Origin of the sequence: Bhargavaea massiliensis, from assembly GCF_050480245.1 — a bacterium.
Lineage (GTDB): Bacteria > Bacillota > Bacilli > Bacillales > Anoxybacillaceae > Anoxybacillus.
The window spans coordinates 18,037-33,001 of record NZ_JBCNEQ010000048.1; the positions used below are offsets into that span (position 1 = coordinate 18,037).

The window sequence follows — 14,965 nt, forward strand, 5'->3', positions numbered from 1 at the left end:
TCATTCACTCCAACACTTTATTTTCATCACTAATCACTTGTCCTTCAAATGCATTGACATAATAATCCGTTTCTCCATTCACAACAACATGCCACGTCGGTGTTAATACTTGCGAAGCAGTAAATTGGACAAGTGCATAATAGCCAAGATCGATTTTTGTTACTCGATCGCCCGGCTTTAAGTAATTTCGCTTATACAACGTCTCTAGCGCTTTAATCGCTGGCAAAATTTCTTGTTTTTTCTCATCCTTTTCTAAATCAACGAGCAACGTTTGCTCATAGCCGACCATCTCCTTTTGGTCATTGACATAAATAAGCAACATGCTGCTTACGTTTTTGTAAATCGTTTTCCCATCGTATTGTTGAAAATAGACGAGCGCTTGTAAATCTTCATCATACTTCCAAAACGTATATTGATCCCCAGCAATCATATTTTGCTTTAAAAATTCCGTTAGCCGATAACCGTCTTTTGGATCTTGTAGCGGAACGGGCTGAATAAAATGAGCTTGCAAAACGGTTTCGTTTGCGGATTCAACTTGCTGGTTCGGCAATTTCTTAATTTCTTCTTCCGTAAATGTTTTGCTTTTTCCGCTCACATATGTCGCTTTTGTTATTTCTTTTGGTAAATCGACATATGTAATGCCGTCCGCTGCAAGCTGCTCTTCAATTGTCGCTTCTAAAATGACATCGAGCTGACTACTATTTTTTTTCTGAATAAATTGATAACCTAAAAATATATCGAGAATGAGGAACGTAATAATAAAAATGGTCTTTGTTTTACTCCAATCCAATGATATCCCCTCTTCGTTCATCTGTCGTCATCACAATTTTTCGCCACGTTCCGTTATATAAACAGTACCAAGCTGGCTCTAACATGACGATATTTTCTCGCTCCAAATCGCGAATGAGCTCGTAACCGATAGCGATGTCATCAATTAATTCATGATCAATGTTTTTTTGTTTTTTCAACTGATCAATGACTTCATACCCAGACGAAAGCGTAATTGGCAAGCTAACGCGGTCAGGAATAGCTAATGTAAATAGCGGACGTTGATAATTGATAATTTCATTTTCTCCCCATATTTGTACAATTTCCGCCATTCCGTAACGATTAAACACAGGATAACCATTGGCAAACAAACGAAACGTCACCTTTTTATCGTCTTCATCTAAGCGGTCAAAATAATACGTATCCGTCCAACCGCCGTGATCGTTCACAAAATCGATACTCTTTTGTAAAATCGTTGGATCTGAAGTTTGTGTCTCACCACGAGCCGCTGGATTGACATACAGTAGTAATTTTTTAGAAAAGTCGACATCCATTAAACGTGAACCATCTGTATATTCCTCACCAAAAGTGAGCACATCTTTTTTCACAAAACTTGGATCTGTAAATAATGCATCTTTAAATCGATCTGTACTTAATTCATCCATATAATACTGCAATCGGTTTAATACGATCGGACGAGCAGGTAAAAATAGCGATTTTGTTTTGCTAATGTCATACGATAAAAATGGTGTATAACGCTCTGCTTGGGCATAATATGTTTGTTTTAAATTTTCAATCGACGCATCTTGAGCAACCGCTTGATATATGCTTCGTTCATCTGCGGAAACGAAGTAGACGTTGATCTCTTCTTCATTTTCATTCATCGGAATAATGATACGATCAAACTGAACTTTTTCAACATCTTGATCTTCAAACTGAAACATCGTTCGATACATTTCAATCGGTATGTCATCGGGATAAATAATTTCAATTTTTCCTTTTCCACGGATAAAGGAAAGAAATTGTTCTTTCTTTATCGTGCTTGATATGTTTTCGAAATGATCGAATGTCCAATTTTTCATCTCTTTCATAAATTTATAAATGTCCGAATGATGTGTTATCCCATAATGTTGTTCATTTTTATGAATGAAAATATAACGAGGCTGAATGACTGTGCCATAATCAACGGCGACATTACTGACAGGAACATTTTGAATGTATTTTGCGTTTTCGATGAAATCATATTTCGGTTGATAAGTCCATAAACCCCACGTTAAAAAAACGCTCGTACATACAAGAATCGTCAATACAATTGACTTGATCGTTTCGTATTTCATCGTTTTCATCCTTTTTTCTGTTGTTCAATCGGCAAAGTGAAGTAGATGGTTGTCCCTTTTCGCTCTTGACTTTCCGCCCAAATACGTCCACCATGTGCAACGACAACCTCTTTTGCAATCGCAAGACCTAATCCTGTTCCGCCGAGCTTACGCGAACGTGCCTTGTCGACACGATAAAAACGCTCAAAAATTTTCGATAAATCGGATTTCGGAATACCGACACCTTCATCTTTCACACTTACTTGAATGTAATCTTCTACTTTTTCAACACGAAACGTAATTGTTCCGCCTTGTGGCGAGTATTTAAGCGCGTTCGAAATAATATTATCAAGCACTTGAGTAATTTTATCTTCATCCATATAAACAATTATTTTTTCATCTGGAAAGTCACGAACAAACGAAACATTTTCTTTTTTTGTTAATTCAAATCGATTAATGACTTTATGGAAATATGGAATAAAATGTACACGTGTTTTTTTCAATTTATAGTCTTTGCTGTCGAGCTTAGAAAGCTGTAACAAATCGTTAACAAGACGAATCATTCGCTCTGTCTCATTTTGTGTCACTTCGATAAATCGCGGAGCAATTTCTTCATCGCGCCAAGCTCCATCCGCAAGCGCCTCTAAATAACTGCGCATCGTTGTGAGCGGCGTTCGCAATTCATGCGAAACATTCGCTACAAACTCTCGACGATCACGATCAATTTTTTCGTGTTCTGTAATGTCATGCAACACAACAATTAATCCGTTCACAAATCCCTTTTCTTTTTGAATCACAGATAAAGAGGCACGTAAAATGTACATTTCCTCGTCTGTACTAAAATCTAAAATTAATGTTTCACGTTCTTCAATTAACGTTTCGAACGTATATTGTTCATCTAGCCCTAATACCGTCACAATTGGTGCAGAAAGCACTGTTTCACGTGAAACATTTAAAATGTTGAGGGCGGCATCATTGATTAAAATAATTCTCCCTTTTCGATCGGTCGCAATGACACCATCTGTCATATGTGTTAATACCGACTCTAATTTACGTCGCTCTCCTTCTGTCGTAGCTTGCGCTTCTTGCAATTTTTTCGTTAAGTTGTTAAAGCTGAGCGCAAGCTGGCCAATTTCATCATATCCATATACTTTTACTTTTCGTGAAAAATTACCTTTTGCCATCGCAACCGCTTGTTTACGCATATCCGAAATTGGACGCGTAATCGTCTGTGCTAACAAAATGCCTAACAATGCTGTAATAACTAAAGCAATTCCTGTTCCTGTTGCTAAAATGTTATTAATTTGTCTCATTTGCGCAAAAACATTTTCCATTGAGGCAACGACATAAATAGCACCTTTAATTTCCTCCCCGACTTTAATTGGTGTAGAAGAAATATACATGCGATGCCCTGTTTTCGGATCAACAAGCATCTTTTCCGTCATCTCGCCTGCTACCAATGTTCGTTTAATAAGTAAATCGGTCGTTCGTTTCCCTACAATATTTTGATTGTATGGATTCGATGTACCTAATATTTTGCTTTTATTATCAATAACACGCACTTCAGAAATATCTTGTGAAACAAAATCTTGTAAAATAGTCCGAATTTTTTCTTCAAGTGTAGGGCTTTTTTTATCGCGTTCCTTATTCATTTCTTGCTCGATGTTATAAGCAAGCAAAGTGACACGCTCATTCAACGAGTTTTTAAAGGTTTCAACAAGCTGCGCTTCGAGTTGGCGCACAAAATAAGCCCCGATAATTTGCATCGCAATTAAAATAAGCAAAATGTAAATTAACGCAAATTTCACATGAATCGATTGAAATATGCTTACTTTTCTCATGCGGTTACTCCTGTTCCGGATTTCGTAAATAATACCCTACTCCACGTCTTGTCACAATCCACGTCGGGTGCGAAGGATTATCTTCAATTTTTTCACGCAAGCGACGAACAGTCACATCAACGGTACGTACATCGCCAAAGTAATCGTATCCCCATACCGTTTGCAATAAATGTTCACGCGTCATCACTTGCCCAATATGTTTCGCTAAATAGTGAAGAAGTTCGAACTCACGATGAGTTAACTCAATTTGCTCACCTCGTTTCGATACTGTATAAGCGTCTGGATGAATCGTAAGCGAGCCGATTTTTATTTCGCTCATTTCTTTCACATCTTGTTCTTGTGTTTGTTGGTGGCGACGTAAATTCGCTTTGACGCGCGCTAACAATTCACGTGTGCTAAACGGTTTCGTTACATAATCATCAGCGCCAAGCTCTAGCCCAAGCACTTTATCAATTTCAGAATCTTTCGCTGTCAACATAATAATTGGCATATCGTATTTTTTACGAATTTCCCGACATACTTCCATCCCATCTTTTTGTGGAAGCATAATATCTAATAAAATTAAATCTGGTTGAATGTCCTCTACTTTTTGTAATGCTTCAACACCGTCGTATGCACAATATACATCATATCCTTCTTTTCTTAAATTAAATTGCAAAATGTCAGCAATCGGTTTTTCATCATCAACAACTAAAATTTTTTTCTCCATTTATGCTCACTCCCCCAAAACGCATATTTACATATAGTGTATCATGTCACTATTATAAAATAAAAAAGCATAGACACATATACGTATCTATGCTTGCAAGTGGCTCGGGACGGAATCGAACCGCCGACACAAGGATTTTCAGTCCTTTGCTCTACCGACTGAGCTACCGAGCCATATAAACAATTTTCTCCACCATACTATTCCACTTGAAACAACGTCCTTCGTCCCGCTCTCCGTTTGCTTACTCAAGATGCTAGTCGAGCGGTACGCTGAGGCCTTGGCACAGAAGCCAATTCGAACGTGCTCTACCGACTGTGTCCCTTCCTCTACTTGTTTATTCAAAGAAGGGTGATGCGTCGGGACAACTCGTAGCTCGACACTGACGCCTTGACTTGTAGCTACCGAGCCATATGTATAACTAACTTCCCAATTTTTATCGCATTGCTATTTCAATAAAAATGGCGGTTCCGACGGGATTCGAACCCGCGATCTCCTGCGTGACAGGCAGGCATGTTAACCCCTACACCACGGAACCGCATTTCAAAAGACATGTTTTATTGTATTATAAAAATAGTAGTAAAGCAATAGTTTTTAAAAAAAACGTCGATGAACGAATCATCGACGTTTTTTGTTATGCATACACACTACGGACAACGTTCGTTTGGGAACGGTCTGGTCCGACAGAGAAAATCGAGAGCGGAATGCCTGTTAATTGTGAAATGCGCTCAACGTAATGGCGCGCGTTAGCAGGAAGCTCGTCTAAACTTTTTACACCAGTAATATCTTCTGTCCAACCTGGCATTTCTTCGTATACAGGTTCGCATTCCGCTAGCACTTTTAAGCTGGCAGGAAACTCCTCAATGATTTGTCCTTTGTATCGGTAAGCGACACAAATTTTTAATGTTTCAATCCCTGTTAATACGTCGATCGAGTTTAATGATAAATCTGTAATGCCACTAACGCGGCGCGCGTGACGAACAACGACGCTATCAAACCAACCGACGCGGCGTGGGCGTCCCGTCGTCGTCCCGTACTCGCGACCTACTTCGCGAATGCGATCTCCAATTTCATTGTTTAACTCTGTTGGAAACGGCCCATCGCCAACACGTGTTGTATATGCTTTAGCTACACCAACAACATGTTTAATTTTTGTCGGACCAACACCTGCACCAATCGTAACCCCACCAGCAACAGGATTTGATGACGTAACAAACGGATACGTTCCTTGATCAATATCTAACATAACGCCTTGCGCGCCTTCAAATAAAACGCGTCGCCCTTCATCAAGCGCATCATTTAATACAACAGATGTATCGCAAACGTACTTTGCAATTTGCTGTCCATATTCATAATATTCATCAAGAATGTGTTCTAATTTAAATCCTTCAACACCGTACACTTTTTCAAAAAGCACATTTTTCTCTGCTAAATTGCGCGCTAATTTTTCTTCAAACACTTCGCGGTCGAGCAAATCTGCGATTCGAATGCCGACACGTGCCGCTTTATCCATATAAGCAGGGCCAATTCCTTTTTTCGTCGTTCCGATTTTGTTAGCCCCTTTTCGTTCTTCTTCTACTTCATCAAGCTTTAAATGATAAGGCAAAATCACATGTGCGCGATTGCTAATGCGTAAATTTTCCGTACTTACTCCACGCTCGTGTAAATACGCTAATTCTTGCACAAGCGCTTTCGGATCAACCACCATTCCGTTGCCAATGACGCAAATTTTATCTTTATAAAAAATGCCAGAAGGAATTAGATGTAATTTATACTTTTCGCCGTTAAATACAATCGTATGCCCAGCGTTATTTCCACCTTGATATCGTGCAATCACTTCTGCATGTTGTGATAAAAAGTCTGTAATTTTTCCTTTTCCCTCATCGCCCCATTGTGTTCCAACAACAACAACCGAAGACATAGCGAGCACCTCCGCTTCATCAATTCCAAACAAAGTAAGTGTACCAAATCAACTACGAAAAATCAATAAAAAACCGAACGTTTATATATTCATTTATGTTTTTTATTCGTATAAATTAAGCTCCAGGTGGAACGTTTGCATCATCGAAGCGGCGCTCTAAGTTGACAAACTTGTTATACTCTTTAACAAAGGCAAGCTGTACTGTGCCAACAGGACCGTTTCGTTGCTTTGCAATAATAATCTCAATAATATTTTTGTTTTCCGATTCTTTATCGTAGTAATCATCGCGATATAAAAAGGCGACAATATCTGCGTCTTGCTCAATACTTCCGGACTCACGCAAATCCGACATCATCGGCCGTTTATCTTGACGTTGCTCTACACTTCGAGAAAGCTGAGACAAAGCAATGACAGGAACATCTAATTCACGAGCTAGCGCTTTTAGCGAGCGCGAAATTTCCGATACTTCTTGTTGACGATTTTCGCGATTTCGCCCGCTTCCTTGAATGAGTTGTAAATAATCGATCAATACCATTCCAAGCCCTTGTTCTTGTTTTAGGCGACGACATTTGGCGCGAATTTCACTTACACGAATGTTCGGAGTATCGTCAATAAAAATACCAGCATTCGAAAGACTTCCCATCGCCATCGTCAACTTTCCCCAATCTTCTGGTGTAAGTTTGCCGGTCCGCAAGTTTTGCGCATTAATGTTTCCTTCTGCACAAAGCATACGCATCACAAGCTGTTGTGCTCCCATTTCTAAGCTGAAAATGGCCACGTTTTCACCTGTTCTTGTCGCTACATTTTGAGCGATATTTAACGCAAACGCTGTTTTTCCGACAGACGGACGGGCAGCGACAATGATAAAATCGCTCCGTTGAAATCCTGCCGTCATCCGATCAAGCTCAATAAAACCGGTTGGAATGCCAGTAATTTCGCCTTTACGATTATGGAGCATTTCGATGTTGTCGTATGCTTGAACAAGCACATCTTTTATATTTTGAAATCCGCTCGTATTTTTTCGTTGCGATACTTCTAAAATTTTACGTTCAGCTTCATTTAACACATCTTCGACTTCATCTTCACGCGTATAACCGTCTTGAGCAATAGATGTAGCGGTGCGAATTAAACGACGCAAAATGGATTTTTCTTCTACAATTTTTGCATAATATTGCACGTTTGCTGCTGTCGGAACCGCGTTTGCCAGCTCCGTTAAATATGAAACGCCCCCTATTTCTTCGAGCGCGTTTGCATCTGCTAGTTCTGATGTAACCGTCACTAAATCAACAGGTTCGCCACGATCAGATAAGTGCAACATCGTCCGGAATATTTTCTGATGGGCAGCTCGATAAAAATCTTCTGGAATTAATATTTCTGAAACGGTTGTGAGCGCGGATGGCTCCAATAAAATCGCTCCGAGCACAGCTTGTTCAGCTTCAATATTTTGTGGGGGGAGTCGATCAGCAAATACGTCGTTCATGTACGCTCACCGTCCTTTCTCATAAGAAAAATGTGATTATATGCACGGAAAACATCCGGCATAAAATCACATTTCATTACTTTTGCTCTTGTACATGTACTTTTAACGTTGCAGTCACTTCTGGATGAAGCTTAATTGGTACATTTGTATATCCAAGCACCCGAATCGCATCATCAAGTTCAATTTTTCGTTTATCAATTTTAATGTCATGTTGTTGTTGAAGTGCTTCAGCAATTTGCTTGCTTGTGACGGAACCGAATAGACGCCCTCCTTCACCAGCTTTCGCAAATAGTTCAACTGTTAATGTATCAATTTTTTCTTTCAATTGTTTTGCGCGAGCCAATTCCTCTTCGGCTTCTTTCTTTTGCTTGTTTTTTTGCGCTTCTAACGCTTTTAAATTCGCTGGCGTTGCTTCAATCGCAAGCCCTTGTTTAAATAAGAAGTTTTGTGCATAACCGTCCGCAACGTTTTTTACTTCTCCTTTTTTCCCTTTTCCTTTCACGTCTTTTAAGAAGATCACTTTCATGTTTCCTTACCTCCTTCAATATATTCTCGAATGGCTTCCTTCAATCGCTTTTCTGCTTCATCGATTGTAATATTGGCAAGCTGAGTGGCCGCATTCGTGAGATGACCACCACCATCAAGTTTTTCCATAATTAACTGAACATTGACATCTCCTAACGAACGGGCGCTGATTCCAATCGTTTGATCGTTCCGCTTCGAAATGACAAACGATGCGATGACACCATGTAAAGATAATAACGTATCTGCAGCTTGAGCAATTAAAACAGGGTCATACGTTTCGTTAGCATTTCCTTTGGCAATTGCGAAACCGTGTTCATCAATGATAGCGTTCTCAATTATTTTAGCACGCTTCACGTAATGCTCAATATTTTCTTTTAACAACTTTTGGACAAGCGTTGTATCCGCCCCTTGCGCCCGCAAGTATGAGGCGGCATCGAACGTTCTCGATCCTGTTCGCAACGTAAAACTTTTCGTATCGACGACAATGCCAGCTAATAAAGCCGTCGCTTCAAGCATAGACAATTTCGAACGCTTCGGCTGGTATTCCAACAATTCCGTCACCAACTCTGACGTTGATGAGGCATACGGCTCCATATAAACGAGGATCGGATCTTCAATAAATTCTTCTCCACGACGATGATGGTCAATGACAACAACCCGATCTAAACGCAACAATAGACGCTCTTCAATCACGAGCGAAGGTTTATGCGTATCGACAACAACGAGCAACGTATCTTCTGTCGCCAACTCTAACGCTTGCTCGGGGGAAATGAACCGCGACCAGAGCTCCGTTTGCTTTTTCACTTCTTCAAGCAATCGTTGTACACCGGAATCAATTCGGCTCGTATCAATAACAATAAACGCTTCTTTCTCATTCATTTGAGCCACTTTTAAAATACCGATGGCCGAACCAATTGCATCCATATCGGGATATTTATGCCCCATAATAAATACTTGTTCACTTTCTAAAATGAGCGCTTTTAACGCATGCGATATGACGCGAGCTCGAACCCTTGTCCGCTTTTCCATCGGATTCGTTTTCCCGCCATAAAATTTCACTTTGCCATTCGGTTGTTTAATCGCTACTTGGTCACCACCGCGCCCAAGCGCCAAATCTAAGCTCGACTGTGCCAATGCACCTAGTTCCGGTAAAGACGAAGAATTTGTTCCAATTCCGATGCTTAACGTTAGCGGCACATGATTTTTAGCTGTTTGTTCGCGCACCTCATCTAAAATAGAAAATTTATTTTTCTCAAGCTTTTGTAGAATATGCTCGTTCAATACAGCAACAAATCGATCTGACGACGTACGCTTTAAAAATAAGCCGTATTCGCTTGCCCAATTGTTTAAAATGGATGTCACTTGACTGTTTAGTTGGCTTTTCTTTTGATCATCCATTCCTTGCGTCACATCATCATAGTTATCAAGAAAAATGACGCCTAGCACGATTTTTTCTTGCTCATATTTTTTCGCTAACTCTGCTTGTTCTGTTATATCAAAAAAGTAAAGTAAACGTTCCTCTCGGCGAATAACCACTTTAAACGTTCGACCGTGTAATGTAATGACTTCTTCAGTCGCTTCTTTTTTCATTAGCGGAACAAGTTGCTCAGCGACTTCATATAGCGATTGACCAACTAACGTATCAACCCCAAAGCAAGAAGATAAAAATGTGTTTGTCCACTCAATTTCTAACTCATCGTTAATGAGCATAATGCCAATCGGCATGCCCATTAACGCTTCCTCCCCAACTTTTTTAATGCGGTATGAAAGAGTAGAAATATAATCTTCAATTTCTTCTTGAGCGACTTTATATGATCGAAATACGTGAAATAATGTAGGGCCAAGGAGCGCAGCAGCAACTATCCCGATCATCCATTCAAAGTACGTAACGACGATAAGCAATACAAACGTAATGCTGATCAAAACGTACAGGGGATAGCGATGCTTCTGCTTTTCATACAAACTGGACATGAACGTCAGCTCCTTGCGTCATCAATCTTTTAACCTCTTTCGCAAATCAAATCCTAAATCAATTATACCTAATATTCGCACGAGGTGAAGTAAAAAAGGGAAAAATAGCGATAGAACGACAATGGCAATAGCGCCTTTACGCCCCATTTTTTTATGGTGCATCCAATAAAAAACGAACGAAAATCCTTGAATGGTCATAAGTAGCTGTAAAATTTGAAACAAATTAAGCAACGCAACATAAGGAAATGAACCGTGCTCGATTGGGACAAATAACAAAAGCATAACCGCTAAATAGTACCATAACAAACTTTTCGGTAAAACGAGCTCGCGAAACGGCTGCCAATTACCGATCGGCATGTTTAAGCGTTTTAAAATAGGTAAGGCAGCTTGTTGAGTAATCCAAGCAAAGCATGCAGCTGCAAAGACGAATGCAGTCGGCAATAAATCGATGACAACGTCCATCGTTTGTTTCATCGTTTTTTCAAACTGCTCATTTACCGGCTGTCCTAGTTGCTCTAACACCGCTTTTGCACTTTGAAATGATTGTTGCATCATGTCTTCAATTTGTTTGCCGATGTGAATATCGAAAAACAAAACAGAGCTCGCATAAATTATAATCATACTAAGTAAAAAAGAAAGTGTGCCAACAAGTAAAACAGCATATTTTTCACCCTTTTTGCGCCAAACATGCCCCATCGCAACTCCGCTGCTTGCAAACATAAACGTCATCGGAATAGACAAAAACGAACCGAACCAAATGGATGGGACAAATGATGCAGCAAGTAAAAGCAAGCCATTTTTATATGTATGGCGCATCGTAAATAAAAGAAAGGGGATCGCCAAAAAAAACGTAGTGACCATTCCAAAAACCGGCATATATAAACTAAGTAAAAGGAGCACTGTAAAAATGGCAAGTTGCACCGCTCCTTCTGTTAATACGCGTGTGTTTTTCACTTTTTTCCCTCCTTGAAAACAAAAAGCAGTAAGGCTTCGTCCCCCTTACTGCTTTTTCTTTTTATTCGCCCGCAACGTATGGTAGTAAAGCCATTTGACGAGCACGCTTAATCGCAATCGTTAACTTACGTTGATATTTTGCACTCGTACCTGTTACGCGACGAGGTAAAATTTTACCGCGCTCAGAAATGAATTTCTTTAATGTGTCTACATCTTTGTAGTCGATGTGTGTAATTCCGTTTGCAGTAAAGTAGCAAACTTTACGACGTTTTGTGCGTCCACCTTTACGTCCTGCCATTATATATCCTCCTTTCTCCAATTAATGTTATATTAAAACGGCAAATCATCGTCCGAGATGTCAATTGGTTGTCCATCGTTCGCAAATGGATCATCATCAATTCGACTAAATCCGCTGCTACGTCCTTGGTTCGGGTTCTGATTTGATCCAAATGGAAACGGCTCGCCATAGCTGCCTGATGCCATGCCACGTTGCTCACCGCCACCTCGCGGCTCTAAAAACTGCACGCTATCGGCGACAACCTCTGTCACATATACTCGTTTTCCTTCTTGGTTTTCGTACGATCTCGTTTGAATTCGACCTTCTACTCCAGCTAAACTACCTTTTTTCAAGTAGTTGGCCACATTTTCAGCTTGTCGGCGCCAAACGATACAGTTAATAAAATCTGCTTCACGTTCACCTTGTTGGTTTGTATATGTTCGGTTCACCGCTAGCGTAAACGTGGCAACAGCAACTCCATTTGGAGTATAGCGTAATTCTGGATCTTTCGTCAGTCTTCCGACGAGAATTACGCGATTAATCATCAGAACCACTCCTATTCATGAGGAAATTATTCTTCTTCCTTCACGACGATATGACGAATGATATCTTCGCTGATGCGTGCTAAACGGTCAAATTCCTGAACTGCCGCTGGCTTCGCAACAACGTTTAAAATCATGTAGTAACCGTCACGGAATTTTTGAATTTCATAAGCGAGACGACGCTTACCCCATTCTTTTACGTTCGTAATTTCCGCGCCATTTTCAGTTAAAACGTTGTTAAAACGTTCAACAACTGCTTTTCTCGCTTCTTCTTCCATGTTTGGACGGATAATGTACATAATTTCGTACTTTCTCATCACGACACAGTCACCTCCTTTTGGTCTACACGGCTCTTTACAGAGCAAGGAGCAATATATCATTACTCACATTTGATGATTATATCACGAACATCTTTCATATGCAAGATTAGACATTAAAACGGAAATGAATAATATCGCCATCTTGCACTTCGTAATCTTTTCCTTCTAATCGTACTTTTCCTGCTTCACGGGCAGCAGCCATCGATCCTGCTGCAACTAAGTCTTCATACGATACGGTTTCTGCACGAATAAATCCTCGTTCAAAATCAGAGTGAATAATGCCAGCACATTGCGGTGCCTTCATTCCTTTACGGAACGTCCATGCGCGCACCTCTTGTTCACCTGCTGTAAAGTATGTCGCTAGTCCGAGCAAGCTGTATGATGCACGAATGAGTTGGTCTAAACCGGATTGTTCAATTCCGAGTTCTTGCAAAAACAGTTCTTTTTCTTCATCGTCTAACTCTGCCATCTCGGCTTCGACTTTTGCGCATACGACGATGACTTCCGCATTGTCTTCTTTCGCAAATGCTTTTACTTGTTGGACGTACTCGTTGCTGTTTGGATCAGCTAAATCTTCTTCGCCAACGTTGGCGACATATAACATCGGTTTGATCGTTAATAAATGTAATTGCTTTACAACTTTCATTTCCTCTTCTGTAAACGAAAGCGTTCTGGCCGGTTTTCCAGCTTCAAATGTTTCCTTCAGTCTACTTAAAATGTCATATTCAAATACCGCTTCTTTGTCTTTTTGCTTAGCCATTTTGCCAACACGGTCAATTCGCTTATCTACTGTTTCTAAATCAGCAAAAATAAGCTCTAAATTAATCGTTTCAATGTCGGCAATCGGATCTACTTTTCCAGCCACGTGGGTAATATTTTCATCAGCAAAACAACGAACAACTTGGCAAATGGCATCAACCTGGCGAATGTGAGATAAAAACTTATTTCCTAGCCCTTCACCTTTGCTTGCACCTTTTACAATACCAGCAATATCTGTAAATTCAAACACCGTCGGAACAGTACGTTTTGGATTAAATAGTTTCGTCAACGTTTTTAGTCGCTCATCTGGCACTTCGACAATCCCAACGTTTGGTTCGATTGTACAAAACGGATAGTTCGCAGACTCAGCGCCTGCTTTTGTAATCGCATTAAACAACGTTGATTTTCCGACGTTCGGAAGACCAACAATTCCTGCTGTTAAACCCATCATTATACTCCTCTCTTTGTCTATTCCTCATGTTTGACAAGCACTTTTTTCATTTTTTTCTCGAATTCTTTCCGCGGCAACAAGACGCTATGGCCGCACCCTTCGCATTTGATACGAATATCCATGCCCATTCGGATGATTTTCCAACGATTTGTACCACAAGGATGTGCCTTTTTCATTTCGACGATATCATGCATGCCATACTCCTTATTCAATATAGCACACTCCCTTCCTTTGTTTAAGCACGTTCTGCTTGTTGTTCACGATTATAAAGAACTAAACGAGGGAATGGAATTTCGATTCCACGCTCGTCCAAACGAAGCTTAATTTCTTTTCGCAAGGCGCGAGCAATATGCCAATGGCACATTGGCTTCGTCTCACATGTAATGCGCATGACCACTTCAGATGGTCCTAAATTTTGTACACCTAACAATTCCGGAGGACTTACAATATCTTCATATTTACTCGGCATTTCTTCTAACACTTCACGAATGACAGCTTCTGCCTTTTCCAGATCCCCTTCATAAGCAATACTTACATCGACAACGGCAACGCTATTACTTAAAGAAAAGTTTGTCACTTGTGTAATTGTTCCGTTCGGCAAAATATGCACTTCACCAGTAAAGCTTTTCAGTTTCGTTGTGCGCAATCCAATTTCTTCAACATGTCCTTCAAATGTACCGATGCGTACATAATCCCCGACTGCAAACTGATCTTCGAGAATGATAAAAAATCCAGTAATAATATCGCGAACGAGGTTTTGTGCCCCAAATCCAACAGCAAGCCCAACGATTCCAGCACCTGCTAAAATAGCACGAATATTGACGCCTAATGCGTCTAAAATCATCATAAGCGTAATAAAGTAAATGCTATACGTAGCAATATTGTTTAATAAGCGCATCAACGTCGCTTCCCTTCGTTCAGATAAGCGAATCGGTGCTTTTTGCCGAACAGCAAAAAACTTCGTAATTGTTAATTTGACAACCTTTAATAAAATCGAAGCCAATAAAATAATCGCTATGATTTTAAACAAGCTAACACCAACTGTGACGAGCCAGTCACCTTCTAATATTTGTTCAACAATACGGTCATATATTTTTTTCATTTGCTCCATTCAAGCCACCTCCGCTGTAGCAA

General features: G+C 40.1%; 15 protein-coding genes and 2 tRNA genes. All 17 read right to left on the reverse strand.

What is annotated here, in order from left to right:
* Positions 1 to 4: 4 nt before the first annotated feature.
* Positions 5 to 790 carry a two-component system regulatory protein YycI gene (locus ABEV15_RS09780; protein WP_429632717.1) on the reverse strand — a complete coding sequence of 262 codons (786 nt, stop codon included), beginning with the start codon at positions 788 to 790 and terminating at the stop codon, positions 5 to 7.
* A complete protein-coding gene (locus tag ABEV15_RS09785) occupies positions 777 to 2,105 on the reverse strand; it encodes a YycH family regulatory protein (RefSeq protein ID WP_498853090.1) in 1,329 nt (442 codons plus the stop codon). Before ABEV15_RS09785 ends, ABEV15_RS09780 begins: the two co-directional genes overlap by 14 nt.
* Positions 2,106 to 2,110: 5 nt before the next feature.
* Positions 2,111 to 3,925 (reverse strand): cell wall metabolism sensor histidine kinase WalK, encoded by a 1,815-nt coding sequence (gene walK, locus ABEV15_RS09790; protein ID WP_498853091.1) that lies wholly within the window; start codon positions 3,923 to 3,925, stop codon positions 2,111 to 2,113.
* A gap of 4 nt (positions 3,926 to 3,929) precedes the next feature.
* Positions 3,930 to 4,634, reverse strand: a complete 705-nt coding sequence (gene yycF, locus ABEV15_RS09795) for a response regulator YycF (protein WP_429632723.1) — start codon at positions 4,632 to 4,634, stop codon at positions 3,930 to 3,932.
* Between the two features lie 100 nt (positions 4,635 to 4,734).
* Positions 4,735 to 4,807, reverse strand: a tRNA-Phe gene (locus ABEV15_RS09800).
* A gap of 286 nt (positions 4,808 to 5,093) precedes the next feature.
* Positions 5,094 to 5,169: transfer RNA gene (locus tag ABEV15_RS09805), tRNA-Asp, on the reverse strand.
* A gap of 96 nt (positions 5,170 to 5,265) precedes the next feature.
* The gene (locus ABEV15_RS09810) at positions 5,266 to 6,552 is read right to left on the reverse strand and encodes an adenylosuccinate synthase (protein WP_429632725.1); all 1,287 of its coding nucleotides are present in this window, start codon (positions 6,550 to 6,552) and stop codon (positions 5,266 to 5,268) included.
* A gap of 115 nt (positions 6,553 to 6,667) precedes the next feature.
* Positions 6,668 to 8,032: a replicative DNA helicase gene (gene dnaB / locus ABEV15_RS09815; protein ID WP_429632727.1), complete on the reverse strand. Its 1,365-nt coding sequence runs from the start codon at positions 8,030 to 8,032 to the stop codon at positions 6,668 to 6,670.
* A gap of 76 nt (positions 8,033 to 8,108) precedes the next feature.
* Complete coding sequence (gene rplI, locus ABEV15_RS09820) at positions 8,109 to 8,558, reverse strand: 50S ribosomal protein L9 (RefSeq protein WP_429632729.1); 450 nt, start codon at positions 8,556 to 8,558, stop codon at positions 8,109 to 8,111.
* Positions 8,555 to 10,528, reverse strand: a complete 1,974-nt coding sequence (locus ABEV15_RS09825; RefSeq protein ID WP_429632731.1) for a DHH family phosphoesterase — start codon at positions 10,526 to 10,528, stop codon at positions 8,555 to 8,557. Before ABEV15_RS09825 ends, rplI begins: the two co-directional genes overlap by 4 nt.
* A gap of 21 nt (positions 10,529 to 10,549) precedes the next feature.
* Positions 10,550 to 11,482 (reverse strand): YybS family protein, encoded by a 933-nt coding sequence (locus ABEV15_RS09830; protein ID WP_498853092.1) that lies wholly within the window; start codon positions 11,480 to 11,482, stop codon positions 10,550 to 10,552.
* 61 nt (positions 11,483 to 11,543) lie between these two features.
* The gene (rpsR, locus tag ABEV15_RS09835) at positions 11,544 to 11,780 is read right to left on the reverse strand and encodes a 30S ribosomal protein S18 (protein ID WP_003397568.1); all 237 of its coding nucleotides are present in this window, start codon (positions 11,778 to 11,780) and stop codon (positions 11,544 to 11,546) included.
* A 32-nt stretch (positions 11,781 to 11,812) separates the two neighbouring features.
* A complete protein-coding gene (gene ssb / locus ABEV15_RS09840; protein WP_429632735.1) occupies positions 11,813 to 12,304 on the reverse strand; it encodes a single-stranded DNA-binding protein in 492 nt (163 codons plus the stop codon).
* 26 nt (positions 12,305 to 12,330) lie between these two features.
* Positions 12,331 to 12,618: a 30S ribosomal protein S6 gene (gene rpsF, locus ABEV15_RS09845; RefSeq protein ID WP_004893235.1), complete on the reverse strand. Its 288-nt coding sequence runs from the start codon at positions 12,616 to 12,618 to the stop codon at positions 12,331 to 12,333.
* A gap of 109 nt (positions 12,619 to 12,727) precedes the next feature.
* On the reverse strand, positions 12,728 to 13,828 hold the full coding sequence (gene ychF, locus ABEV15_RS09850) for a redox-regulated ATPase YchF (RefSeq protein ID WP_429632737.1): 1,101 nt from the start codon (positions 13,826 to 13,828) through the stop codon (positions 12,728 to 12,730).
* Positions 13,829 to 13,848: 20 nt separating this feature from the next.
* Positions 13,849 to 14,025: a DUF951 domain-containing protein gene (locus tag ABEV15_RS09855; protein WP_198525516.1), complete on the reverse strand. Its 177-nt coding sequence runs from the start codon at positions 14,023 to 14,025 to the stop codon at positions 13,849 to 13,851.
* A 41-nt stretch (positions 14,026 to 14,066) separates the two neighbouring features.
* Positions 14,067 to 14,942 (reverse strand): mechanosensitive ion channel family protein, encoded by an 876-nt coding sequence (locus tag ABEV15_RS09860; protein WP_498853093.1) that lies wholly within the window; start codon positions 14,940 to 14,942, stop codon positions 14,067 to 14,069.
* Positions 14,943 to 14,965: the final 23 nt, after the last annotated feature.

Excerpts from the sequence above, each read along its gene's own strand:
- rpsR (WP_003397568.1), bottom strand. The coding sequence starts at position 11,780 with ATGGCAGGACGTAAAGGTGGACGCACAAAACGTCGTAAAGTTTGCTAC.
- rpsF (WP_004893235.1), bottom strand. The coding sequence starts at position 12,618 with ATGAGAAAGTACGAAATTATGTACATTATCCGTCCAAACATGGAAGAA.
- ABEV15_RS09860 (WP_498853093.1), bottom strand. The coding sequence starts at position 14,942 with ATGGAGCAAATGAAAAAAATATATGACCGTATTGTTGAACAAATATTA.
- dnaB (WP_429632727.1), bottom strand. The coding sequence starts at position 8,032 with ATGAACGACGTATTTGCTGATCGACTCCCCCCACAAAATATTGAAGCT.
- ABEV15_RS09855 (WP_198525516.1), bottom strand. The coding sequence starts at position 14,025 with ATGCATGATATCGTCGAAATGAAAAAGGCACATCCTTGTGGTACAAAT.
- rplI (WP_429632729.1), bottom strand. The coding sequence starts at position 8,558 with ATGAAAGTGATCTTCTTAAAAGACGTGAAAGGAAAAGGGAAAAAAGGA.
- ABEV15_RS09825 (WP_429632731.1), bottom strand. The coding sequence starts at position 10,528 with ATGTCCAGTTTGTATGAAAAGCAGAAGCATCGCTATCCCCTGTACGTT.
- ABEV15_RS09785 (WP_498853090.1), bottom strand. The coding sequence starts at position 2,105 with ATGAAATACGAAACGATCAAGTCAATTGTATTGACGATTCTTGTATGT.
- ssb (WP_429632735.1), bottom strand. The coding sequence starts at position 12,304 with ATGATTAATCGCGTAATTCTCGTCGGAAGACTGACGAAAGATCCAGAA.
- walK (WP_498853091.1), bottom strand. The coding sequence starts at position 3,925 with ATGAGAAAAGTAAGCATATTTCAATCGATTCATGTGAAATTTGCGTTA.
- yycF (WP_429632723.1), bottom strand. The coding sequence starts at position 4,634 with ATGGAGAAAAAAATTTTAGTTGTTGATGATGAAAAACCGATTGCTGAC.
- ABEV15_RS09810 (WP_429632725.1), bottom strand. The coding sequence starts at position 6,552 with ATGTCTTCGGTTGTTGTTGTTGGAACACAATGGGGCGATGAGGGAAAA.
- ychF (WP_429632737.1), bottom strand. The coding sequence starts at position 13,828 with ATGGGTTTAACAGCAGGAATTGTTGGTCTTCCGAACGTCGGAAAATCA.